This is a genomic window from Pseudomonas sp. FSL R10-1339 (genome assembly GCF_009600545.1).
Taxonomy (GTDB): domain Bacteria; phylum Pseudomonadota; class Gammaproteobacteria; order Pseudomonadales; family Pseudomonadaceae; genus Aquipseudomonas; species Aquipseudomonas bubulae.
In genome coordinates, this window is sequence record NZ_WIVQ01000073.1 from 1 (window position 1) to 23,342 (window position 23,342).

A 23,342-nucleotide genomic window follows, 5' to 3' on the forward strand; every position below is an offset into this window, starting at 1 on the left:
AGCAGGCCCTGCAGGACGCCGGCCTGCTCGACAACCCGATCATTCGCGACGGGCGCATGGGCGTAGCCTGCGGCTCGTCCACCGGCAGCACCGACGAGATCATGGCGTTCGGCAATATGCTGCTCAACTCGGTGGCAGACGGCCTCAATGCCAACAGCTACGTACGGATGATGCCGCACACCACAGCGGCCAATATCAGCATCTTCTTTGGCCTGACCGGGCGCCTGATCCCGACCTCCAGTGCCTGCACCAGCGGCAGCCAGGGGATCGGCTATGCCTACGAGGCCATCAAGTTCGGCCGCCTGCCGCTGATGCTCGCCGGCGGCGCCGAAGAACTGTGCCCCACCGAAGCGATGGTGTTTGACGCGCTGTACGCCACCAGCCTGAAAAACGACGCCCCGCACACCAGCCCACGCCCCTACGACAGTGGTCGTGACGGCCTGGTGATCGGCGAAGGCAGCGGCATGCTGGTACTCGAAGAGCTGGAACACGCACTGGCCCGTGGCGCCCATATCCACGCAGAAATCGTCGGCTTTGGCAGCAATGCCGACGGCCAGCACACCACCCGCCCGGAAGTCGGCACCATGCGCCGGGCGATGGAACTGGCACTGGAAGACGCCGGTATTGGCGCGGATGCCATCGGCTATGTAAACGGCCACGGCACCGCCACCGAACAGGGTGATATTGCCGAGACACTGGCCACCAGCGAGCTGTTCGGCAAACACATGCCCATCAGTTCGCAGAAGAGCTTTTTTGGCCATACCCTGGGCGCCTGTGGGGCGCTGGAATCCTGGTTCAGCATCGAAATGATGAACCGCGACCGCTACGTTCCCACGCTTAACCTCGATAAAGTCGACCCGCGCTGCGGCGAACTGGATTACCTGCGTGACGAGTTCCGGGTGATGCACAACGACTACGTGATGAACAACAACTTTGCCTTTGGCGGAGTCAACACATCGTTGATCTTCCGTCGCTGGGCCTGATACCTGTGGAACCCATGCAATGACTTACCTGCTGCGCATTACCTTGATTGCCCTGGCCCTGCTGACCACCGTGTCCTGCACCAGCAAACCCGTGTTCACCCCCGACCGCACATTACATGCCTCGATCAACAGCGACCGTGCGCAAATGCAACAGGCCATCGTCAAGGCCCTGGTCGGGCGCGGCTGGACAGTGCAAAAAATCACCCCGCAACTGGTGCAGGCGCAGATCACCGTGCGCGGGCAATACCACGCTGAAATCGACATTCCGTACAGCGCCGATCACTACCGGATCCAGTACCGCGACAGCAGCGGCCTGGACTACAAGGACGGCAAGATTCACAAGAATTACATTCGCTGGGTGCGCCTGCTGGATCGCGATATCGTGCGCGACCTCAAGGACAATCAGAACGAACGCACGGCCAAACAGCTGTCTGAAGCGGCGCGGGTAAAACCGTTGTAACCATCAGAAACGACAAAGGCGCCTTTCGGCGCCTTATTCACAAACAGACTGGCTTGTCATAGCACTGTGTCTGTCCGGCTCTGTAATGGCTGGTTTCCCAGGATTCTCAGAGTCTCACAAGCCCCTTGCGGGTACGAATGGACTATTACTCGCGCTAAGCGTTTAGGCAACCAGCATGACGCCCGCTTATCGTTTCTGGCCGCTCTTTTACAAGCTCAAAGCGCAGCGGACAGCCGATGTTTACGAATAACCACGATGGCCCTGACCTTGATCATTCCGGCACTTCATAGCCTCTGAAATCACAAATAAGTACGCTGCCTTCTTTCGGTTGATATTGAAGTGACATTGACTGGACCCGTGCTTAAAGAAGCGATTTTGCGCAGCATTACTTTCAAGTTTCCAAGCGTGTTTTATAACTGCGCGTTTCGCAATTCTCGGCCAAACCGCAGCCCCTGCGGGCCATATCTCTTTCATTCGCTGGACATAACCTGCAAAGCCTGAACCGCGATGTAGCGCTGGCGATGGTGCATCTGATCCATCAGGCTAAAACGTCTGTGGATAAGTGACTGGCCCGGTAATACACGCTCCCAAAGCTACAACTATCGGGCGAGAGTGATACTTCCTTCGGTGCTTTGGCGATAAATCGTGTAGGGCAGCACCACCGTGTCAGCAATGGCGGAAGGCACGAAATCCAGAAGCCTGAGTGGTAGCAAGGCAGACGCTGCAATATCTTGTGAAACAGTAGGGGATGGCCCGTGCAGAATACACAGACCGTATGACACGCCACTGTAAACCCGGGGCACGGAATCACAGTAGGTTTTCCACTCTTTAAGATTACGACGCGTTACTTCATCACCACGCAATACCGTATTGGTCGTTCCACAACCGCTGAGTGCCAAGCATAAGCCAGCGAGCACTGCGTAACCTGTATGGGCCATGATCAAATCTCGATGTCAGGGGTTAATAACCTAACGACAAACGTGCACAAAAGGCGATCACCTCCCGGCATCGATTTGTTAAGAGATTTTTCGCCAAGAGGGAATCTTGCGCGCCAACATTTACCGGGCAGCGACGTCCGAGGGTCATATCTCTTTCATTCGCAGGACGCTTCCTAGAGAATCCTTGGGTCTTGCGCCTGTCTCTTTCGATCGCTAGCCTCCGGTACGTCATCCCCCATGGTTGACCGGGCGTGCAAGTCCGATTGAGATTTGAGTATCACCGCCAGAAACTCTGCTTTATGGCGGCTGTACGTGGGAGGTCTTCGGATCTGCCGGGTTTTGCTCCTATCTACCGGTCTTGCACACCCGCGTACAGCTGCCACCCTCTTTGTGTGCAAGCAAATGGTGACAGCTTCCAATTCGTATAGATGGAGACTCACCATGACTACACACGATCACGAACAAACCCTCTAACACACCGATGAACTGCTACGCTGCGCCATCGCCACGGCCTATGCGTCGGCCGATAACCTGCAAGGCCTGAACCGCGATGTGGCGCTGGCGGTGGTGCATCTGATCCATCAGATCAAAGCGTCTGTGGATAAGTTGCTGGCTCGCTGATCAGCCCTGCCCTCACCCCAAACCTCTCCCTCCGGGAGAGGGCTAGGGTGAGGGGTGCACCATCTTGCGCGTCAGCAACTGCGCAAACGCGGTCGCCATCGGTGATGAGTGACCCTTGCGCTGCACCAGCCACACCGCCGTATTGGCATCGGTATCCAGCAACGGCCGATAAACCACACCCTTGATACGCATATGTTGGAACGACGCCGGCAGCACCGACACCCCCAACCCCGCCGACACCAGCCCGATAATGGTCATGGCCTCCCCCGCCTCCTGGGAGATATGCGGGCTGAACCCCGCCACCCGCGCGAGGCTGAGCAATTGCGCGTACAAGCCGCTGCCATAGCTGCGCGGGAAGAATACAAAGGGTTCGTCCGCCAATGCCGCCAGTTGCAAACCATCCTCGCTGCCTTCGGCCAGCGGGTGATCGGCGCGAATCACAGCCACCAGCGGCTCGCGAAACAGTTCCACGACATGCAACGAATCCGGCAACGCCAGCGGCCGCATGATCCCGACTTCGATGGACTCATCCACCAGCCCCTCGGCCACCTCGCGGCTGCTCATTTCCTTGAGGTCCAGATGCACCGCCGGGAACGCCTGGCGAAAGGCAAAAATGGCCTGGGGGATACTGGAGTTGAACGGCGCCGACGAGGTAAAGCCAATTTTCAATTCACCCAGCTCACCCAACTGCGCCCGCCGGGCCACGTCGGCGGCTTTGTCGACCTGGGCCAACACCCGCCGCGCCTCCTCAAGAAACAAGCGTCCGGCTTCGCTCAGGGCAACCCGACGATTGGTTCGCTCGAACAGCCGTGCCCCCAATTCCTGCTCAAGCGCCTGAATTTGCTGGCTTAGCGGTGGCTGGGAAATGCCCAGCACCTGCGCCGCCCGACCAAAGTGAAGCTCTTCGGCCACGGCAATGAAGTAGCGCAAATGGCGCAGTTCCATACAACCCCCATTAAGTCGTAAAACCTATTAAACAGGTCGAATTATATATTGGAAAGAATCGTTAGCCGCCTATATTCTTTTGTCATTGCCGTTCGGCTTTACCCCAATTTGAGGTCCCCGTGAAAACTGCCGCTGCACCCCTGGCCCACGAAATCCCGCCGTCCGCGCTGGATGATGTTGTTACCCAACTGAATGATGTATTTATCGAGAAAGGCACGCCGATGTTTATGCGCACGGTGCTGGCCCTGTTCTCGGGTGGGTTCGCAACCTTTGCCCTGTTGTATTGCGTGCAGCCGATGATGCCGGTGCTATCCCATGAGTACGGGATCAATGCCGCTCAAAGCAGTCTGATTCTGTCCGTGGCCACGGCGATGCTAGCCATTGGCCTGCTGATTACCGGGCCCATTTCCGATGCCTTCGGGCGCAAGCCCGTGATGGTGTTTGCGTTGTTTAGTGCCGCGCTGTTTACCCTCCTCAGTGCCCTGATGCCGACCTGGGAAGGTGTACTGATAACACGGGCGCTGGTAGGGCTGTCACTTAGCGGGCTGGCTGCGGTAGCCATGACCTATCTGAGTGAAGAAATCCACCCGCAGCACATCGGCCTGGCCATGGGCCTGTATATTGGTGGCAACGCCATTGGCGGCATGAGCGGTCGTCTGATCAGCGGTGTATTGATCGACTTTGTCAGTTGGCACACCGCGATGTTGGTGATTGGCGCGCTGGCGCTGGTGGCCGCGGTGGTGTTCGTGAAAATCCTCCCCGAGTCGCGCAACTTCCGCCCGCGCTCGATGAATCCGCGCAGCCTGCTCGACGGTTTCACCATGCATTTTCGCGATGCCGGGCTGCCCTGGCTGTTTCTCGAAGCGTTCCTGCTGATGGGGAGTTTTGTCACCCTGTTCAACTACATCGGCTACCGCCTGCTGGCCGAGCCGTACAATATGAATCAGGCGCTGGTAGGCTTGCTGTCGATCGTCTATCTGTCGGGTATCTACAGCTCGGCACAGATTGGCGCACTGGCCGACAAACTGGGCCGTCGTCGCGTACTGTGGGCGGTGATTGTGCTGATGCTGGCCGGGATCGCGCTGACCCTGCTCACGCCCATTGCGTTTGTGATTATCGGCATGCTGATGTTCACCTTCGGCTTCTTCGGCGCGCATTCGGTGGCCAGCAGCTGGATCGGCCGCCGGGCAAGCAAGGCCAAGGGGCAGGCGTCGTCGCTGTACCTGTTCAGTTACTACGCCGGGTCGAGCGTAGCTGGCACCCTGGGTGGTGTGTTCTGGCATCTGGCGGGCTGGAACGGCATCGGCTTGTTTATCTCCAGCATGCTGGTGGTTGCCCTGCTGGTAGCGCTGCATCTGGCCCGGCTGCCAGTGCTGCCGGGAAACGCAAAGAACACGTAACTCCCTGCACCTGCGGCTACAGGCACTACCTCAATTCGGGTTGTTGATCTGTAGCCGTGCCTGGAGGCTGGTACCACGTTTTTCCAGACTCAGGCTTTCGAAGCCTGCACCTTCCAGTTCAATACGATTGAGCCAGCCCAGCACCGCAACCGCATCCCCGTTCAGGGAGATGCGTACAACACCGCCATCCATTTCAAACTGCTCAACGCTCAACCCGGAGTCTGCGGCACTGTCGCTCAAACGCGAGACCAAGGGCTGTTCAGCACCCCTGGCAATGGATCCGGGGCGTGCCTGCCGGACTTCAACTTCGAGTGCCAGCTGCTTGAGGTACAGCGCCCGGGCCGCATCCAGACGTTGTTGAGCCGGTAACCACAGCCCGTAGACGCTGAACACAATCAGTAAAAATACCGCCAGCACACCGCACAACTGGCGGTCTCGAGGCGGCAGGTGCAACCAGCGCTCACGCACAAACGTCTTCATGATTCATCCCTGAGGGTCAGCATGGCCTGCACCCGACTGCCCTGCTGGCTCGCATTGCCCAGCGTAATCGGCAGTGCGCTTTGCACGCCTCGCTCGCGTAATTGCTCAAGCTGGGCAAAGCTGCCGACCGTGAGGTTCAATACCCAACCGATGCTTGCCCGCCACTCCATATGCTGCACTTCGACACTGCTGGCGCCAATCACCTGCTCGGTCAGTTGAAGCAACCGTGCCATATGCCCTCCTTGTGCACCCGTGGCGCGCTGCTGCATTGCCTTGAGTTGTGCGGACAGGTCCACAATACGGGTTTGCGCCGGGTACAGGGTTTTGAACCGCTCCTCGCTCATGACATAAATCCGCGCCGCTTCCCCCTCCAGAAAACTGCTGCGCAGGTGGGTAAACCCCAAGGCCAGCGTGAACATCAGCAGTGCCATTACCCTGAGTCGCCGCCACGGCCAACCCCGCACCTGACGCCGAAACTCACCTTGGAGCAAGTTGATTGCATCTTCCGGGAGTGCGTCCCAGTCAATTTTTCGCGCCGTCAATGCGGTGGGCAAACCGGATTTAACCAACTCCAGCCCCACCAGGGAGACGGCCAGCCGGAATTCAAGCGTCCCGCCAACCAACCAGCGCCCACACCACCATTGCATACATGCTTGATCGCGTGGCAACAGATCCGCATCCACCTGCGCGCTGACGATAGTCAAACCGCGCTCATGGAGCTGGCACAGCAAGGTTCTAAATCGCTGTTTGTGAGTGATCAGCAAGGGATAACGCTGCTGCGTATCCACCGGCCCGACGGCGAAGTGCAGTTCGTCCAGATCATCGGCCAGTTGATCTTCGACGGCAAAAGCCAGGGCCTGTGCGGTGGGCCTACGCTTGCCCGGCCAGGGTTCGGTCAGCACCCAGCTGCACATTTCCATGGGCAGGACCAGTGCGACGTTCCGGCCTTTCAGCCCGGCTGCAGCTTCGCTCAATGAGGTTTCTGTCGGCGACTGAGCATCGTGCCAGACGAATACAGGGGCGTTGTCATAATCAATCTCGACACTGTGGGCAAAACCCTTGGCGGTGAGGTAAAGCCAGCTGTTCATACAAAGGGCTCGCGGTGTCGGGGAGCTAAAAGGCGTCGCTGCAACAAGTGCCATTCGCCGGTATGAGGATCGCGGACCACATCGCTTTCAAGCCGCAAGCGACTTTGCCCAAGGCGCACATCGGTGGTGATCCGAAACCAGCGACTGCTGATGCCCAGACCCGCAGCCTGAACACCCAACCCGATCAGCGCCGGGGTGAACGTGAAATCCTGAACACTGGCATAGCCTTGCAGCGGCCGGGTAGTCACCAGCGCGCGCGCCAGCTCAGGCGTCACGCCTTCCAGCGTCGCAAGGAGAGTGGCAGGCGCAGTGTTTATGTTCAGTACGGCATCCTTGCCCAACAGCACGATCCACGGCTGCATACGCATGTACCACTGGCTGTCGACACCGGGCAGCACACGCAACTGGCTGATATCACTCAAACTCTGGCCCTGCAGTACGCTGGCATCCAGCGGGGTCAATTCAAGCAGGGTTTGCAGGCGCATCCAGCGTTGCTCCATCACATCGCTGGCGGGACCTTTGGCCAATAAGGGGCTGATGTTGAATCGCCCGGCGAGGTCTTCAATTACCACGTCGATTTGTCCATCGTCGATGCGCAACTGTGGCTGGCTGCTGGCCCAGGCCTGGCCAGAAGCAACGGCGACCATGGGGTCGCGGATCAGGGTACGCAAGTGTTCACGGGCCCAGATCTCGCCCGCAAATGCCAGGGTGCGCAGCTGCAACTGATGGATCTGCTGGGCACTGCTGTTCAGAGCCAGACGATGGCTGCGCAACAGGCCGGCGGTGATCAACAACGCCAGGCTCATCACCAGCAACACGGTGATCAGGGCGATCCCTCGCTGGTTACGGCGCATCACGTGTCCCCCGGCAATAACAGCACACGGCGTACACCGTCGAAGCGACCCACCGACAGGTTTAACTCCAGGGCGTGCTGCGCAGTTTTGGGGGCAGAAGCACCTGCACTGTGCCAACCCGTCTTGCGATTGAACAACCGCCAGCGCACCTCGCGCACATCGCCAAGCAGTTTTTGTTGTTGCAGTTGCGCGCCCTCCTCCAGCCCGCGGCTAAAGCGCCAGAGCACACCGTCCTTGAGCTGGTAACTGACATCCTGCACCTCACTGCGCGGCAGGCCCAACGGGTTGCGCCAGTTGACGCGGCGCACTTCGAGTTTATCGGGGTACAGCACGACACCCGGGCTTTGGGCTGAACTCTGGGCCTGCAAAACATCGCGTTCGATCATCGCCACCGCCCTCTGCAAGCTGCGCAGGGCCTGCTGTTGTGCCGTGCTGCTGCGCTCGGCACGTACAACTGCGTCAAAGAGTCGCCAGCAGCCAAGGCCCAGCAAGGCGAAAATGGCAATGGCAATCACCAGTTCGAGCAGGGTAAAGCCGGCCTGGGGCTTATTCATGGCTGAACGCCAGCCAGTGGGTCACAGACTGTATCGCATGCTCGCTGCCCGCCGGGCTGACACTCAACTCTACCCGCAGCAGGCCTGTACCGGGCTCGGCCGTGATGCGTCGACTCAGGCGCCAGTCACGCCGGGCATAGGTCACATTGAGGGTTTGTAGCCCCAAGGCCGGAGGAGCAGTTTGCAGCTGCATTTCATTGAGGTGGTTGTCCGCCAGCCATGCGCCCAACAACCTTGCCTCGACCCTCGCACTCTGGCCCAGCACATACTGGCAGGCAGACATGACCGCCGCCGCCAGGATGGCAAAGATGGCGAGCGCAATCATGACTTCCAGCAGGGTGAAACCTTTATCAGCCTTCATGGGATGCCTGTGCCACAACAACCAGCACGTCGCCAAGGCCGTCGCTGACGATACTTCGCCAGCGCCGGGGCGGACTGTCGACGTGCAGACTGAAAGCGGTGTTTTCATCGCTGCTCAACCACATTAACTGCGGTGCTTCTGCCATAGGTATAAGGGGCTGCGAGCGCCCCTCCACAGTCAGGGCAAGGGCCAGTCCGTAAGGCAACTTCACCCGGGCATCAGCCGGCTTCCAGGCATCACGTTCAAAGCGCATCACCTGATAGGCCCCGGGCTCAAGCCGCAGGCCATATTCCCGGCCATCCAGAACCGCTTTCTCGCGTAAACCGTGCATAACGCCCAACAGGACATCGGCTTCCTGTCGAGCGTTGCGGCTGTTGTTGTCACCCAGGCTGATATGCACCATTGAAGCGAGCACACCCACCAGCACAATGACCACCAGCAACTCGATCAGGGTAAAGCCCGACGCCGGCCTGCGCATGGCTCAGTAGCTCCAGTTGCCGATGTCTGCCGCGCTCCCTTCACCGCCGGGTACGCCGTCTGAACCCAAGGAAAACAGATCGTAATCTGTCGAACGGGTACCCGGGCTGAGGTATTGATAAGGCGTGCCCCACGGATCCAGTGGCAGCCGCTTGAGGTACCCCTGCGGGTTCCAGTTTTTTACCACCGGGCTGCCGGCCGGGTGCTTGCTCAAAGCCTCAAGGCCCTGCTGGGTCGAGGGGTAGCTGAAGGTGTAGAGGCGATACATTTCAAGGGCTGTGGCAATGGCCTGAATATCAGTGCGCGCAGCGGTCACCTTGGCCTGATCCGGGCGGTTCATAAACTGAGGCACGACAATGGCACCGAGCACACCAATGATGACTACCACAACCATGATTTCAATCAGGGTGAAGCCCCGTTGCTTGGGTTTTGAAGCACTGTTCATAGATCAATTCACCAGTTGATTGAGGCCAAGAATCGGCAAGAGAATGGCCATGACGATCAGCAGCACCACGCCACCCATCAGCACCAGCATGATCGGTTCAAACAGGCTCACTACCAGGGCGATACGGGCGGCGAGGTTTTTTTCCTGTTGCTCGGCGGCCCGCGCCAGCATGCTGTCCAGCTCGCCGGCACGTTCGCCACTGGCAATCAGATGCAGCATCATGGGCGGGATATCACCACTGCGCTCCAGCCCTCGAGCCAGAGTGCCGCCTTCGCGGACTGAGCGGGCAACGTCGAGCATGCGTTGGCGTATGGCCAGGTTACTGATGACCGTGGCCGAAATTTCCAGGGCATCCACCAGTGGTACGGCACTTTTGCCCAGTATCGCCAGGGTGCTGGCGAACCGTGCTGCTTCCATTGCCCTCAGCACCCCGCCCACCAGCACAAGGTTGAGCAACAGCACATGCCAGCGCAGCTTCAGCCGCGGCTGACGCAGTGCCCAACGGGTCGCGCCGCAGGCAACCAGCAGCACGATAAAAAGCAACGCGCCATAACTGCGCAGACCATTGCTGATGGCGATCATGGCTTGTGTCAAAACAGGTAATGGCTGGCCACTGTTGATGAAGATCTTGACCACGTCGGGTACAACGTAGCCGAGCAGGAAACCGACAATCGAGAACGAAGCAACCAGCAAGATCAGGGGATAGACCAACGCCAGCTGGATTTTCTGGCGCGAGGCCTGACGGGCTTCGGTGTAGTCGGCCAATTGCTCCAGGACGAGCCCCAGGTGCCCGCTGCGCTCGCCTGCAGCGACCGTGGCCCGGAACAGTTCGGGGAAAGCGCGGGGGAACACCGCCAACGTGGTGGCCAAGGCATGACCTTCCAGCACCCGGCTGCGCACAGCCGCCAGTAAATGGCTAACCCGACGCTTTTCACTTTGAGCCGTGACGGCGCTCAAGGCTTCTTCGAGGGGCAGGCCGGCATGGATCAGAGTGGCTAATTGACGGGTGAGCAGCGCCAGATCCGTGCCCCCCAGACGGGTGCCGGACTGCGCATGGCTGTCCTTCTGCCGATTTTTTCTGGCCTCACCCAGATGGCTCAGGCGCAGGCCCCGCTCACGTAAAAGCTGGCGAGCATGGCGGGCACTGTCAGCCTCTTGAAGCCCCCGGCAATTGCGCCCGTTGGCGTCCTGCGCGCGATACTCAAAAGCAGGCATGCTCAGTCCTCCTGAGTGACACGCAGCAGTTCGTCGAGGCTGGTCTGACCGTCAAGCACCCGCCGTTGGCCATCTTGAAACAGCCCGCAGGATAACTTTCGCGCTTCGCGGATCAGTTCCGGCTCGCTGGCGCCCTGATGAATCATCCCGGCCAGGGCCGGGGTGATACTGACCAGTTCGTAGATACCGGTACGACCGCGATAACCTTGCCGGCAGTGTGTGCAGCCCCGAGCCCGGAACAGGATCGGCCTGGCCTCAGGGTCAAGGCCAAGCCGTGCCCTGGCGACCGGGTCGGCGGCGTACGGGGTTTTGCAGTCCACACACAGCGTGCGCAGCAGCCGCTGGGCCAATATGCCCACCAGAGAAGACGACAACAGATAGGCATCCACCCCCATGTCTACCAACCGGGTGACGGCGCCAATGGCGCTGTTGGTGTGCAGGGTCGACAGCACCAGATGCCCGGTCAACGAAGCTTGTACGGCGATTTCGGCGGTTTCATGGTCACGGATCTCACCGACCATGACCACGTCGGGGTCCTGACGCAGAATCGCCCGCAGACCTCGGGCAAACGTCATGTCAGCCTTGGTGTTGACCGGGGTCTGGCCGATGCCGGGAAGGTGATATTCCACCGGATCTTCGACAGTCAGAATATTACGGCTCTGGTGATTCAAATGGCTAAGCGCAGCATACAGGCTAGTGGTTTTGCCCGAGCCGGTCGGGCCCGTGACCAGAAAGATCCCATGGGGGCGCGCAAGAATGTGTTGAAACCGACTCAGGGTCTCGGCGGGCATGCCCAGGCACTGGAGATCCAGGCGCCCGGCCTGTTTATCCAGCAGACGCATGACTACCCGCTCACCGTGTGCAGAAGGCAGGGTAGAAACTCGCACATCGACTTCATGCCCGGCCAGACGCAAACTGATGCGGCCATCCTGGGGCACGCGTTTCTCGGCAATATCCAGGCGCGCCATCACCTTGATCCGTGATACCAGCAGACTGGCCAGTTCGCGTTTGGGCCTGAGCACTTCACGCAGTTGGCCATCAATGCGCATGCGCACGGACAGGTAGTGCTCAAAGGTTTCGAGGTGTACGTCCGAAGCCTTCTCACGCATGGCTTCTCGCAGCAGGGCATTGATCAGGCGAATGATCGGGGCATCGCCCTCCTGCTCCAGCAGATCTGCGGTTTGCGGTACTTGCTCGGCCAGGCTCATCAGGTCGAGTTCGTCGTCCAGCCCTTGGGCTACTTGCTCGGCCGCGCTTTGGCCAGCGCTATAGGTGCTGGCCAGCCGCTCGCTGAATTGTGCATCGGTGAGTGTGCTGACCTTTAATTCAGCCGTTGCCCAGCGCTGTGCTTCGGCCAACGCGGTCAATGGTGTGTCGGCACGAAGCAACAGGGTGGCAGGCGTGGATGAGGTGTCCAGCAGCACCCCGAAACGCCGGGCAAAGCCGAAAGGCAAACGCTCACCTGGCGATGTCATGGTCGACCTGCTTCAGGTGGGCGACGGTTATCTTGCGTAGGGGTATCGAACATTTGATGTGCATTGTCGGGCAACAACCGCGAGCTTTTGCCCTTGGGACCGCTCTCATCGAGCTTGCGCAAAGCGTTGTAACGGCTTTCGCTGATTTCACGCAGATCATTCTTGCTGCGCACAATGGTCGGACGCAAAAAAACCATCAGGTTGGTTTTGGTACGGGTGTCTTTGTTCCAGCGAAACAGGGCGCCCAGGTACGGAATGTCTTTAAGTAAAGGAACGCCACTGACCTGGGTTCGCACGCTGTCCTTGATCAGCCCGCCAATCACGATGATTTCCCCGTCTTCGGCCAGGATGGTGCTTTTCAAGGCGCGTTTATTGGTGATCAGATCGGTTGACTCGACACCCTGCAGTGAAGGGGCTATCTCGGAGTTTTCCTGTGCAACTTCCAGACGCATCAAGCTGCCTTCATTGATATGCGGCTTGACCTTTAGGCTGATGCCGATGTCCTGACGCGTCACCGTGGTAAAGGGGTTTTTGGCGTTTTCACCAGAGCCTGTATAGGAGCCAGTTTTGAGCGGCACGTTTTGGCCCACCAGGATCTCGGCTTCCTGATTGTCCAGGGTCAGAAGGCTCGGCGTGGACAACACATTGTTGTTGGTATCGCTGGCCAACGCTGAAACCAGGACGTTGAAACGGTCGTTGCCAACCTGCAGCACGGCACCTTCTGGAAGTTTGATATTACTTTGGGACAACGCACCAATTTGAATTCCGGTGCCCGGGAAGGTAATACCGCCTCTGCCTCTGCCTGCGTTGACACCCCATTGCACGCCGAGGGTTTTCGCAATATCCCCGGAAACTTCAACAATAGCGGCATGGATCAACACTTGTGAGCGCGGCTGATCCAGTTCGCGCACGATATTTTCCAGGGTACGAACCTGCACAGGCTCAGCCATGATCACCAGTGCGTTCTGGCTTTCATCTGCCGCTACCATCACTTCGCGGGTTGATGCTTTCTGGGTACTGCTCTCCAGGGCCATGTCCTTTTTCAAACCCGGGCTTACTGATTCCAGTACTGCGGCCAATTGCTTGGCATCGCCATAGCGAAGACGCAGCACCCGTGAGTTTTCCTGCTTGATGCTGCCCGGAGCATCGAGAGAGCGGGCCAGTGCACTCAAGCGCTTGCGAGCTGTTTCGTTGCCAATGATTACCACGCGATTGGTCGATGTGTCGGCGATCACTCGACTGTTCGAACCCGCATCCTTTTTGTCCAGCGCTTGCTCCATGATCCTGGCAATGTCGCTGGCCAGACCATGTTTGAGCACAACCACCGAATGGCCGGAACGCGCACCTGAATCCAGCTGGCGAACCATTTCGACAAGGCGCTGCGTATTGGCTGCAGTGTCGGTAATGATCAGCGCGTTGGCCGAAGCAGAAGGCCCGACGTAACCACTGCTAGACACCAGTGGTCGCAACAGGCCAGCCAGATCGGCCGCGACGCTGCCATTCAGTTCGATGACCCGTGTGACAAAGGCCTCTGCCTCAACCGCTTTCGCATCAGCGCTGCCAGCCCGTGCTTTTGCCTCGGCGGCAGGGATGATCAGTAAACGATCACCTTGGTCAATCACCGAGAAGCCGTGGGCATCGAGCACAGAGTAAAACAAGCGACGTACGCCTTCGCGGTCCAGCTCTTTTTCGGAAATAACCGTGACCCGGCCCTGAACCCTGGGATCAAGAACCACGGTGGCGCCGAGTATCGATGATATTTCCTGCACGACGTCGCGCAGTTCGGCCTCTTTCATCGCCAGTTTCCAGTACTGCTTCTGGGCCCACGCCGGAGATTGCAACAGCAACCCTGCGCACAGCACACAACAGGTAAAAAGAGGGCCGAAAACGAAGGCACCGGGCTTGGTCATGGGCATTTTCTAAAGTTTCCCGGTCGATGGCCGCAGGTAAAAAGTGGTCTCCTGCGAGGTCGTAGCTGGAGCAGTGGATAAGGGCAATACATACTGGTTTGGCGGTTTAAGGGTCAGGTACTCTTCACGCCCATTGCGCCATAGCACCACATGGTCCATCTCGATACGGCGCAGGACACTGCCACCCGGCAAAGGCTCACCTTCCGAGTAGAAACGTGCCGACTGTGCATCGGCCAACAAGGCTTGAGAGGAGCCCTGGCTCGCAACAAAGCTCGCACGCAACTGCAATGGCTCAGCACTCGGTACCCGACGGTCTTGAGTGACAAGCCCGAATAACGTGGCGATCGCTTCAGGCTTGAAAAGCCCGGGAGCCGGAGGATCTGAAACATTCAAGGGTGCGAGTTCCGATTGCATATGGATAGAGTGGCGATACCCTTGTTCTTGCCACACCAAATAACTGCCATAGACCAAGATCAATGCCAGCGACGCCCATACAGATGAAAAGCAGTGTTTGAATACTTGAATCGAACTGTTCATGACTGTCTCATGACTGAATTGCTCTACCCTGATAAAAAACACCGCTGCGTCAGATGGCAAGTGGATAACTATCAACCTGCACACACATCAACACGCAAATCTCCCTCTAAAAAACAGGCTTAAGCTAAACAGTACCGAACAACTTCACTCCAAAACCCGGCACCCCCTTACTTAAACAGTCAGGAGCTATCATTGCGACTTGTTTCTAGACCAAGGTAACTTTCCAGCAAGAGCCACACCCGGATCACAATGAGTGGTCTACGGAGCGTATTGCAAGCAGCAGTCCGAATGTAGGGCGGTTATCACTAATACACCCTAAAACTGCGAGCGCTTGAAAGTGCAACAATCAAGAACTCCCCTTGGTACATTTATTATTAAAAAACCCAAAGACAACCTTGCCCTGAATAACAGAACGTTGTGCGCAGAATGCAAGCCCGATAACACTAAGCAGCCTTTTATAACACCAAACTTATTTATACAATGGCGAAGGCTGATTTTCACTGGCATGAACAATTATTAATGTAAGGCCAGCCCTCTTGAATCTGTAGGTTTTGTCTCTAACTCCCCTACATTTAGTGTCGGCAGTCATACTAATGACTACGCAATAAATGAAAATGCCCCGACATGTCGGGGCATTTTTTTATCTGCTGGAGCTTACTGGTGATATTGACCGGAGAACTCATGCACCGCACTGATAAACGCACCGGCGTGCTCGGGTTTTACTTCCGGGGTAATACCATGGCCCAGGTTGAACACATGGCCCGAGCCGTTGCCGTAGCTGGCCAGGATGCGCTTGACTTCGGTGCGGATGGCCTCCGGGTTGGCGTACAGCACGGTCGGGTCCATGTTGCCTTGCAGGGCAACCTTGTTGCCGACACGACGGCGGGCTTCGCCCAGGTCACAGGTCCAGTCCAGGCCCAGTGCATCGGCACCAGCATCGGCGATGCTTTCCAGCCACAGGCCACCGTTTTTGGTGAACAGAATGACCGGCACCTTGCGACCTTCGTGTTCGCGGATCAGGCCGCTGACGATTTTGCGCATATAGGCCAGGGAGAACTCCTGATAGGCCGCAGCCGACAGGTTACCGCCCCAGGTGTCGAAGATCTGCACCGCCTGCGCGCCCGCCAGGATCTGGCCGTTGAGGTAAGACGTGACCGACTGCGCCAGCTTGTCGAGCAGCAAGTGCATGGCTTGCGGGGTGTCGTAGAGCATGGCCTTGGTTTTACGGAAGTCCTTGGAGGAGCCGCCTTCAACCATATAAGTGGCCAGCGTCCACGGGCTGCCGGAGAAGCCAATCAATGGCACACGGCCATTGAGCTCTTTGCGAATGGTGCTGACGGCGTTCATCACGTAGCCGAGGTCTTTTTGCGGATCCGGGATGGGCAGCGCTTCAATGTCGGCCAGGGTGCTGACAACCTTTTTGAAGCGCGGGCCTTCACCCGTTTCAAAGTACAGGCCTTGGCCCATGGCATCGGGGATGGTCAGGATGTCAGAAAACAGGATGGCCGCATCCAGCTGCGGGAAGCGGTCCAGAGGCTGCATGGTGACTTCACAGGCGAATTCGGCGTTCTTGCACAGGCTCATGAAATCGCCGGCCTTGGCGCGACTGGCGCGGTACTCCGGCAGGTAGCGACCGGCCTGACGCATCATCCAGACAGGCGTTACGTCTACAGGTTGCTTGAGCAAAGCGCGAAGGAAACGGTCATTCTTGAGAACAGTCATGTCAGCATCCGGAAAAAAAGTGGGGGCATTTTCTCAGAGACGGACGCAAAAGGCACGGCAAGTGCCGTGCCTTTTATCTATCGGGTCGATTTGCCGCGGTGGAACGTCCTATTTGGCAACACCGCGAAACAACTGTGGGAGCCGGCTTGCTCGCGATACAGACAACTCGATTGATCAGCAGACCGAGTTGATCCCATCGCGGGCAAGCCCGCCCCCACAGGGAATCGGGTTACACGCCCAGGTAATCCATGATCCCTTCAGCCGCAGTACGGCCTTCGAAGATCGCGGTCACTACCAGGTCGGAACCACGCACCATGTCACCACCGGCAAAAATCTTCGGATGGCTGGTCTGATGCTTGAACTGCGACTGCTCTGGCGCAATCACGCGGCCCTGGCTGTCGGTCTGGATCTCGAACTGCTCGAACCACGAGGCCGGGCTCGGACGGAAACCAAAGGCGATAATCACGGCGTCTGCCGGAATGATCTCTTCAGAACCCGGGATCGGCTCCGGGCTACGACGGCCACGGGCATCCGGCTCGCCGAGACGGGTCTCGACCACCTTCACGCCTTCCACTTTTCCTTCACCGACAATGGCGATCGGCTGACGGTTGTAGAGGAACTTAACGCCTTCTTCCTTGGCGTTCTTCACCTCTTTGCGCGAGCCCGGCATGTTGGCTTCGTCACGACGATAGGCACAGGTTACTGATTTGGCGCCCTGGCGAATCGAAGTCCGGTTGCAGTCCATGGCCGTATCGCCGCCACCGAGCACCACAATCTTTTTGCCTTTCATGTCGACGAAATCTTCCGGCGACTTTTCAAAGCCCAGGTTGCGGTTGACGTTGGCAATCAGGAAGTCCAGCGCATCGTGCACGCCCGGCAGGTCTTCACCGGCAAAACCACCTTTCATATAGGTGTAAGTGCCCATGCCCATAAACACGGCGTCGTACTCGGCCAGCAACTGCTCCATGCTGATGTCCTTGCCGATTTCGGTATTGAGGCGGAACTCGATACCCATACCGGTAAACACTTCGCGGCGATGGCTCAGTACGGTTTTTTCCAGCTTGAACTCGGGGATGCCGAAGGTCAGCAGACCACCGATTTCCGGGTTCTTGTCGAACACCACCGGGGTCACTCCGCCACGCACCAGCACGTCGGCACAGCCCAGGCCTGCAGGCCCGGCACCGATAATGGCGACACGCTTGCCGGTGGGCACGACCTTGGACATGTCCGGGCGCCAGCCCATGGCGAATGCCGTATCGGTGATGTATTTCTCCACCGAACCAATGGTCACCGCGCCAAAACCGTCGTTGAGGGTGCAGGCGCCCTCGCACAGACGGTCTTGCGGGCACACCCGCCCGCACACTTCGGGCAGGGTGTTGGTCTGGTGCGACAACTCGGCGGCGGCGAGGATATTGCCCTCGGCCACCAGCTTGAGCCAGTTGGGAATGAAGTTATGCACAGGGCATTTCCATTCACAGTACGGGTTGCCGCAGCCCAGGCAGCGGTGGGCCTGTTCGGCCGACTGCTGGGGTTTAAAAGGCTCGTAGATTTCCACGAACTCTTTCTTGCGTTGACGTAACAGTTTCTTCTTCGGATCTTTGCGCCCGACATCGATGAACTGGAAGTCGTTACTCAGACGTTCAGCCATTGTTAAAACCTCATCAAACTCTTCAGGCGCATATCACTGCGGATTGGCACGGATGCTGGAAAGCAACGACTTCAAGCTGGCAGCCTTGGGCTTGACCATCCAGAAACGACGCAGGTAATCATCGAGGTTTTCCGAGAGGTTGCGACCCCACTCACTGTTGGTTTCCTCAACGTATTCGTCCAGCACGTGTTGCAGGTGATTACGGTAGGCCTCCATCGCTTCGCCACTGATCCGCTGGATTTCCACCAGCTCGTGGTTAACCTTGTCGACGAAGGTGTTGTCCTGATCCAGCACGTAGGCGAAACCGCCGGTCATGCCCGAGCCGAAGTTGTAACCGGTTTTACCCAGCACACAGACAAAACCGCCAGTCATGTATTCGCAGCAGTGATCGCCTGTGCCTTCCACCACGGTGTGGGCACCGGAGTTGCGCACCGCGAAACGCTCGCCCGCCGTGCCCGCTGCAAACAGCTTGCCGCCGGTGGCGCCGTACAGGCAGGTATTGCCGACAATCGCGCTGTCCTGAGTTTTGTAGACGCTGCCTGCAGGCGGGACTATCACCAGCTTGCCGCCGGTCATGCCTTTACCTACGTAGTCGTTGGCATCGCCTTGCAGGTACATGTGCAAGCCACCGGCGTTCCACACACCAAAGCTCTGACCGGCAGTGCCTTTGAAGCGGAAGGTGATCGGTGCCTTGGCCATGCCCTGGTTGCCGTGGGTACGGGCGATTTCACCCGAGATACGCGCACCGATGGAGCGATCGCAGTTGCAGATGTCGAGGTCGAACTCGGCGCCGCTCATGTCGTTGATCGCCGAACGCGCCATGTCGAGCATCTGCTCGGCCAGCAGGCCCTTGTCGAACGGAGGGTTGCGGTCTACCTGGCAGAATTGCGGCTTGTCGGCCGGGATATGGTCGCTGCCCAGCAATGGCGTGAGGTCCAGGTTGTGCTGTTTGGCAGTCTCGCCCTGGAGGATTTCCAGCAGGTCGGTACGCCCGATCAACTCTTCCAGGGTGCGCACACCCAGCTTGGCCAGCCACTCGCGGGTTTCTTCGGCCACATAGGTGAAGAAGTTGACCACCATATCGACGGTGCCGATGTAATGGTTTTTACGCAGCGATTCGTTTTGCGTCGCAACGCCGGTCGCGCAGTTGTTGAGGTGGCAAATACGCAGGTATTTACAGCCCAGGGCGATCATCGGTGCGGTGCCGAAGCCGAAGCTTTCAGCGCCCAGAATTGCTGCCTTGATCACGTCGAGACCGGTTTTCAGGCCACCATCGGTTTGTACCCGCACTTTACCGCGCAGGTCATTGCCGCGCAGGGTCTGGTGGGTTTCGGCCAAACCGAGCTCCCACGGTGCGCCCGCGTACTTGATGGAGGTCAGCGGTGAAGCGCCGGTGCCGCCGTCATAACCGGAGATGGTAATCAAGTCGGCATAGGCCTTGGCCACGCCAGCGGCGATGGTACCTACGCCCGCTTCAGCTACCAGTTTCACCGACACCAGTGCTTTCGGGTTGACTTGTTTCAAGTCAAAGATCAGCTGCGACAAGTCCTCAATGGAGTAGATGTCGTGGTGCGGCGGTGGCGAAATCAGGGTCACACCCGGTACGGCGTAGCGCAGTTTGGCGATCAGGCCGTTGACCTTGCCGCCCGGCAGTTGCCCGCCCTCGCCCGGCTTGGCGCCTTGAGCAACCTTGATTTGCAGCACTTCAGCGTTGACCAGGTATTCCGGTGTCACACCGAAACGACCAGTGGCCACTTGCTTGATCTTCGAACTCTTGATGGTGCCGTAACGCGCCGGGTCTTCGCCGCCTTCACCGGAGTTGGAGCGTGCGCCCAAGCGGTTCATGGCTTCAGCCAGGGCTTCGTGAGCCTCTGGCGACAAGGCGCCCAGGGAAATACCGGCCGAGTCGAAACGCTTGAGGATCGAGTCCAGCGGTTCGATATCGTCGATCGACAGCGGGGTATCGAGGGTCTTGACCTTGAACAGATCGCGGATCATAGACACTGGACGCTGGTCGACCAGTGCGGTGTATTCCTTGAATTTGCTGTAGTCGCCCCGCTGCACGGCGGCTTGCAGGGTGGCCACCACGTCAGGGTTGTAGGCATGGTATTCACCACCATGCACGTACTTGAGCAGGCCGCCTTGCTGGATGGGCTTGCGCGCACTCCAGGCCTCGGCTGCCAGCAGTTTTTGCTCGGCTTCAAGGTCGACGAAACGTGCGCCCTTGATGCGGCTTGGCACGCCACGAAAGCTCAGTTCGCAAATTTCTTCGGACAGGCCGATGGCTTCGAACAGCTGCGCACCACGGTACGAAGCGATGGTCGATATGCCCATTTTCGAGAGGATCTTGAGCAGACCTTTGGTGATGCCTTTGCGGTAGTTCTTGAACACCTCATAGAGGTCGCCCAGTACTTCACCGGTGCGGATCAGGTCGCCCAGCACTTCGTAGGCCAGGAACGGATAGACCGCCGAGGCACCGAAGCCGATCAGCACCGCAAAGTGATGCGGGTCACGGGCAGTAGCGGTTTCAACCAGAATGTTGCTGTCGCAACGCAGGCCTTTTTCGGTCAGGCGGTGATGCACGGCGCCCACAGCCAAAGAGGCATGAACCGGCAACTTGCCCGGTGCGATATGACGGTCGCTCAGAACGATCTGGGTGCGACCGGCGCGCGCTGCTTCTTCGGCCTGATCGGCGATATTGCGCACAGCCGCTTCAAGACCGACGCTTTCGTCGTAGTTGAGGTCAATGATCTGACGCTCAAAGCCCGGCAGGTCGAGGTTCATCAGCGAGCGCCATTTTGCAGGCGAGATCACGGGCGAACTGAGAATCACACGGGAAGCGTGCTCAGGGGATTCCTGGAAGATGTTGCGCTCGGCACCGAGGCAGATTTCCAGCGACATGACGATGGCTTCACGCAGCGGGTCGATCGGCGGGTTGGTGACCTGCGCAAACTGCTGGCGGAAGTAATCGTAAGGTGTTCGCACACGCTGGGACAGCACGGCCATTGGCGTGTCGTCCCCCATCGAACCTACCGCTTCGTAGCCTTGCTCGCCCAACGGACGCAGCACCTGGTCGCGCTCTTCGAACGTGACCTGATACATCTTCATGTATTGCTTGAGCTGATCGACGTCGTAAAACGCCGAACCGTGGTCGTTGTCTTCCATGGTCGCCTGAATGCGCAGGGCATTCTTGCGCAGCCATTGCTTGTACGGGTGGCGCGACTTGAGGCGGTTGTCGATCGAGTCAGTGTCCAGCACCTGACCGGTTTCGGTGTCCACGGCCAGGATCTGGCCAGGGCCGACACGGCCTTTGGCGATCACGTCCTCAGGCTTGTAGTCCCATACGCCGATTTCCGAGGCAATGGTGATATAGCCATTGGTGGTGGTCACCCAGCGCGCAGGGCGCAGGCCGTTGCGGTCGAGCAGGCAGACCGCGTAACGACCGTCGGTCATTACCACGCCGGCGGGGCCGTCCCACGGTTCCATGTGCATGGAGTTGTACTCATAGAACGCCCGCAGGTCGGGGTCCATGGTTTCAACGTTCTGCCACGCCGGTGGAATCAGCATGCGTACGCCACGGAACAGGTCGATGCCGCCGGTGACCATCAGCTCCAGCATATTGTCCATGCTGGAGGAGTCCGAACCCACGCGGTTGACCAGCGGGCCGAGTTCGTCGAGGTCACCGATCAGATCGTTGGCAAACTTGGTGCGACGGGCCTGGGCCCAGTTGCGGTTACCGGTGATGGTGTTGATTTCGCCGTTGTGGGCGAGAAAGCGGAATGGCTGAGCCAGCGGCCATTTCGGCAGGGTATTGGTGGAGAAGCGCTGATGGAACACGCAGATTGCGGTTTGCAGGCGCTCATCGCTCAGGTCCGGATAGAAGGCGGTGAGGTCCGCCGGCATCATCAGGCCTTTATAAATGATGGTCTTGTGGGAAAAGCTGCAGATGTAGTGATCGCTGTCTGCCGCGTTGGACACCGAGGAACGGCGACGGGCACTGAACAGTTTGATGGCCATGTCCTGATCGCTCAGGCCGTCCCCACCAATAAACACTTGCTCGATCTGCGGCAGACGCTCCAGCGCCAGACGACCCAGAACGCTGGTATCGATGGGCACTTTGCGCCAGCCCACCAGTTGCAGGCCAGCGGCAAGAATCTCGCGATTCATGTTGTCGCGCGCCGCCTCGGCCTTGATCGGATCCTGGTTGAAAAACACCATGCCGACCGCGTATTGCTTGGGCAAATCGGTACCGAACTGCTCCTTGGCGGTTGCACGCAGGAACAGGTCAGGCTTTTGAATCAGCAGGCCACAACCGTCACCGGTCTTGCCGTCTGCGTTGATCCCACCGCGGTGGGTCATGCAGGTCAGGGCTTCAATGGCGGTTTGCAGAAGGGTATGACTGGGTTCGCCCTGCATATGGGCAATCAGGCCGAAACCACAGTTATCCTTGAATTCATCGGGGTGGTACAGACCTGCTTTCATAGACACTTTCTCACCAGGCTGCCCTTAAAAAGGGCAAATTTCTTTTAATTCAACCACTTGCTTCCCGCGCTGAACGTACGCCAGCTTGGCAGGGGCAAAAGGGTGGTCATTCTACACACCGTCACAAAGACCCACAAATTAAGCGGCGTTATACCGTAAATTCATGTCGCATTTATGAAAGGTTTAAAGCGATTGCTCGTGCTAGTCAAAACATTTTTGATGTTGACTGCTACACGGCGCAGACACCACAAGGCACACGGCTGTTAAGGCCGCATGCACAAGCAGGAGTTTTGATGGACTAGAACGGCGACCTGGGTAAGGTCGCCGGATCATCAGCGAGCTGCAGCCAGCTCTTTTTGGACGCTGGCGACAGTGCGAGGCCAAGGTTTACCAGCCTGCGTCTTCGCTGGCAAGTTCTTGATTGCTGCAGTTGCTGCAGCATGGCTTGGGAAGTTGCCATAGGTGACGACGTACAGCGGCTTGCCATTCAAGGTTTTCTTGAAGTAACGAGCATCACCGCCCAGTTCTTTGGCGACATTTTGCGCAGACGCTTCAGAGCTGGTGCCGACGATCTGCACCACATAGTTATTGGCAGGCTGGCTGGCGTACCAGCTACCGCCTGGTGCGGCCTTGGCCAGGCTAACCGGCTTCTCGGCCGGTTTGACCACTGGTTTGGCTGCCGGGGCCGGGGCAGGCTTGGCCACTGGCGCAGGCTTGGCCGTGGCCACGGTAGGTGCCGGTGCCGGT

21 protein-coding genes are annotated in these 23,342 nt (G+C 58.4%); 4 read left to right on the plus strand and 17 right to left on the minus strand.

The genetic code is table 11. The annotated features are described in order from the left end of the window. Both GHO03_RS18030 and GHO03_RS18035 read left to right on the plus strand, forming a co-directional pair. Positions 1-983 (plus strand): beta-ketoacyl-ACP synthase (locus GHO03_RS18030; RefSeq protein WP_153400285.1); only part of this gene is annotated, 983 nt, incomplete at its 5' end. 19 nt (positions 984-1,002) lie between these two features. Next, a complete protein-coding gene (locus GHO03_RS18035) occupies positions 1,003-1,443 on the plus strand; it encodes a hypothetical protein (RefSeq protein WP_095000868.1) in 441 nt (146 codons plus the stop codon). A 599-nt stretch (positions 1,444-2,042) separates the two neighbouring features. Here the strand turns inward: GHO03_RS18035 and GHO03_RS18040 are convergent. Beyond that, a complete protein-coding gene (locus tag GHO03_RS18040) occupies positions 2,043-2,381 on the minus strand; it encodes a YceK/YidQ family lipoprotein (protein WP_133144764.1) in 339 nt (112 codons plus the stop codon). Positions 2,382-2,867: 486 nt separating this feature from the next. Between GHO03_RS18040 and GHO03_RS25895 the strand changes: the two genes are divergently transcribed. Continuing rightward, entirely contained in the window at positions 2,868-3,002 is a 135-nt protein-coding gene (locus GHO03_RS25895) for a DUF6124 family protein (protein WP_372241765.1), read from the plus strand. A 42-nt stretch (positions 3,003-3,044) separates the two neighbouring features. On the opposite strand, the gene GHO03_RS18045 is transcribed toward GHO03_RS25895, so the two are convergent. Then, on the minus strand, positions 3,045-3,947 hold the full coding sequence (locus tag GHO03_RS18045; protein ID WP_095000866.1) for a LysR family transcriptional regulator: 903 nt from the start codon (positions 3,945-3,947) through the stop codon (positions 3,045-3,047). A gap of 221 nt (positions 3,948-4,168) precedes the next feature. Here GHO03_RS18045 and GHO03_RS18050 point away from each other — a divergent pair, with 221 nt between their 5' ends. Next, positions 4,169-5,347 (plus strand): MFS transporter, encoded by a 1,179-nt coding sequence (locus tag GHO03_RS18050; RefSeq protein ID WP_254925317.1) that lies wholly within the window; start codon positions 4,169-4,171, stop codon positions 5,345-5,347. A 30-nt stretch (positions 5,348-5,377) separates the two neighbouring features. Here GHO03_RS18050 and gspM read toward each other — a convergent pair whose 3' ends face one another. The 15 genes from gspM to GHO03_RS18125 all read right to left on the minus strand — a co-directional run. Then, entirely contained in the window at positions 5,378-5,827 is a 450-nt protein-coding gene (gene gspM, locus GHO03_RS18055; RefSeq protein WP_095031380.1) for a type II secretion system protein GspM, read from the minus strand. Beyond that, positions 5,824-6,915 (minus strand): type II secretion system protein GspL, encoded by a 1,092-nt coding sequence (gspL, locus tag GHO03_RS18060; protein WP_095017719.1) that lies wholly within the window; start codon positions 6,913-6,915, stop codon positions 5,824-5,826. Before gspL ends, gspM begins: the two co-directional genes overlap by 4 nt. Continuing rightward, positions 6,912-7,769 (minus strand): general secretion pathway protein GspK, encoded by an 858-nt coding sequence (locus GHO03_RS18065; RefSeq protein WP_133144765.1) that lies wholly within the window; start codon positions 7,767-7,769, stop codon positions 6,912-6,914. The genes gspL and GHO03_RS18065 overlap by 4 nt, the downstream gene beginning before the upstream one ends. Beyond that, the gene (locus GHO03_RS18070; RefSeq protein WP_133144766.1) at positions 7,769-8,323 is read right to left on the minus strand and encodes a type II secretion system protein GspJ; all 555 of its coding nucleotides are present in this window, start codon (positions 8,321-8,323) and stop codon (positions 7,769-7,771) included. Before GHO03_RS18070 ends, GHO03_RS18065 begins: the two co-directional genes overlap by 1 nt. Then, positions 8,316-8,684, minus strand: a complete 369-nt coding sequence (gene gspI / locus GHO03_RS18075; RefSeq protein WP_095020164.1) for a type II secretion system minor pseudopilin GspI — start codon at positions 8,682-8,684, stop codon at positions 8,316-8,318. The genes GHO03_RS18070 and gspI overlap by 8 nt, the downstream gene beginning before the upstream one ends. After that, complete coding sequence (gene gspH / locus GHO03_RS18080; RefSeq protein ID WP_133144767.1) at positions 8,674-9,162, minus strand: type II secretion system minor pseudopilin GspH; 489 nt, start codon at positions 9,160-9,162, stop codon at positions 8,674-8,676. The genes gspI and gspH overlap by 11 nt, the downstream gene beginning before the upstream one ends. A 3-nt stretch (positions 9,163-9,165) precedes the next feature. After that, the gene (gspG, locus tag GHO03_RS18085; protein ID WP_133144768.1) at positions 9,166-9,606 is read right to left on the minus strand and encodes a type II secretion system major pseudopilin GspG; all 441 of its coding nucleotides are present in this window, start codon (positions 9,604-9,606) and stop codon (positions 9,166-9,168) included. Positions 9,607-9,609: 3 nt separating this feature from the next. Further along, a complete protein-coding gene (gspF, locus tag GHO03_RS18090; protein WP_095000858.1) occupies positions 9,610-10,821 on the minus strand; it encodes a type II secretion system inner membrane protein GspF in 1,212 nt (403 codons plus the stop codon). A 2-nt stretch (positions 10,822-10,823) separates the two neighbouring features. Next, positions 10,824-12,296, minus strand: a complete 1,473-nt coding sequence (gene gspE, locus GHO03_RS18095) for a type II secretion system ATPase GspE (protein WP_095017722.1) — start codon at positions 12,294-12,296, stop codon at positions 10,824-10,826. Next, positions 12,293-14,206 (minus strand): type II secretion system secretin GspD, encoded by a 1,914-nt coding sequence (gene gspD / locus GHO03_RS18100; RefSeq protein ID WP_133144769.1) that lies wholly within the window; start codon positions 14,204-14,206, stop codon positions 12,293-12,295. The genes gspE and gspD overlap by 4 nt, the downstream gene beginning before the upstream one ends. A gap of 9 nt (positions 14,207-14,215) precedes the next feature. Further along, positions 14,216-14,743: a type II secretion system protein N gene (locus GHO03_RS18105; RefSeq protein WP_095025220.1), complete on the minus strand. Its 528-nt coding sequence runs from the start codon at positions 14,741-14,743 to the stop codon at positions 14,216-14,218. Between the two features lie 654 nt (positions 14,744-15,397). Next, positions 15,398-16,465, minus strand: coding sequence for a uroporphyrinogen decarboxylase (hemE, locus tag GHO03_RS18110; RefSeq protein WP_095000854.1), 1,068 nt, complete (start codon positions 16,463-16,465; stop codon positions 15,398-15,400). Between the two features lie 229 nt (positions 16,466-16,694). Continuing rightward, positions 16,695-18,113: an FAD-dependent oxidoreductase gene (locus tag GHO03_RS18115; protein ID WP_095000853.1), complete on the minus strand. Its 1,419-nt coding sequence runs from the start codon at positions 18,111-18,113 to the stop codon at positions 16,695-16,697. Positions 18,114-18,146: 33 nt separating this feature from the next. Then, the gene (gltB, locus tag GHO03_RS18120) at positions 18,147-22,595 is read right to left on the minus strand and encodes a glutamate synthase large subunit (protein ID WP_153400286.1); all 4,449 of its coding nucleotides are present in this window, start codon (positions 22,593-22,595) and stop codon (positions 18,147-18,149) included. A gap of 332 nt (positions 22,596-22,927) precedes the next feature. Beyond that, positions 22,928-23,342, minus strand: a 415-nt coding sequence (locus GHO03_RS18125) for an SPOR domain-containing protein (RefSeq protein WP_178110331.1), incomplete at its 5' end; no start/stop codon positions are given.

Bases quoted from the DNA above. Each gene is read 5' to 3' on its own strand.
- GHO03_RS18035 (WP_095000868.1), top strand. From the start codon at position 1,003: ATGACTTACCTGCTGCGCATTACCTTGATTGCCCTGGCCCTGCTGACC.
- GHO03_RS18040 (WP_133144764.1), bottom strand. From the start codon at position 2,381: ATGGCCCATACAGGTTACGCAGTGCTCGCTGGCTTATGCTTGGCACTC.
- GHO03_RS18045 (WP_095000866.1), bottom strand. From the start codon at position 3,947: ATGGAACTGCGCCATTTGCGCTACTTCATTGCCGTGGCCGAAGAGCTT.
- GHO03_RS18050 (WP_254925317.1), top strand. From the start codon at position 4,169: ATGTTTATGCGCACGGTGCTGGCCCTGTTCTCGGGTGGGTTCGCAACC.
- gspM (WP_095031380.1), bottom strand. From the start codon at position 5,827: ATGAAGACGTTTGTGCGTGAGCGCTGGTTGCACCTGCCGCCTCGAGAC.
- gspL (WP_095017719.1), bottom strand. From the start codon at position 6,915: ATGAACAGCTGGCTTTACCTCACCGCCAAGGGTTTTGCCCACAGTGTC.
- GHO03_RS18065 (WP_133144765.1), bottom strand. From the start codon at position 7,769: ATGCGCCGTAACCAGCGAGGGATCGCCCTGATCACCGTGTTGCTGGTG.
- GHO03_RS18070 (WP_133144766.1), bottom strand. From the start codon at position 8,323: ATGAATAAGCCCCAGGCCGGCTTTACCCTGCTCGAACTGGTGATTGCC.
- gspI (WP_095020164.1), bottom strand. From the start codon at position 8,684: ATGAAGGCTGATAAAGGTTTCACCCTGCTGGAAGTCATGATTGCGCTC.
- gspH (WP_133144767.1), bottom strand. From the start codon at position 9,162: ATGCGCAGGCCGGCGTCGGGCTTTACCCTGATCGAGTTGCTGGTGGTC.
- gspG (WP_133144768.1), bottom strand. From the start codon at position 9,606: ATGAACAGTGCTTCAAAACCCAAGCAACGGGGCTTCACCCTGATTGAA.
- gspF (WP_095000858.1), bottom strand. From the start codon at position 10,821: ATGCCTGCTTTTGAGTATCGCGCGCAGGACGCCAACGGGCGCAATTGC.
- gspE (WP_095017722.1), bottom strand. From the start codon at position 12,296: ATGACATCGCCAGGTGAGCGTTTGCCTTTCGGCTTTGCCCGGCGTTTC.
- gspD (WP_133144769.1), bottom strand. From the start codon at position 14,206: ATGACCAAGCCCGGTGCCTTCGTTTTCGGCCCTCTTTTTACCTGTTGT.
- GHO03_RS18105 (WP_095025220.1), bottom strand. From the start codon at position 14,743: ATGAACAGTTCGATTCAAGTATTCAAACACTGCTTTTCATCTGTATGG.
- hemE (WP_095000854.1), bottom strand. From the start codon at position 16,465: ATGACTGTTCTCAAGAATGACCGTTTCCTTCGCGCTTTGCTCAAGCAA.
- GHO03_RS18115 (WP_095000853.1), bottom strand. From the start codon at position 18,113: ATGGCTGAACGTCTGAGTAACGACTTCCAGTTCATCGATGTCGGGCGC.
- gltB (WP_153400286.1), bottom strand. From the start codon at position 22,595: ATGAAAGCAGGTCTGTACCACCCCGATGAATTCAAGGATAACTGTGGT.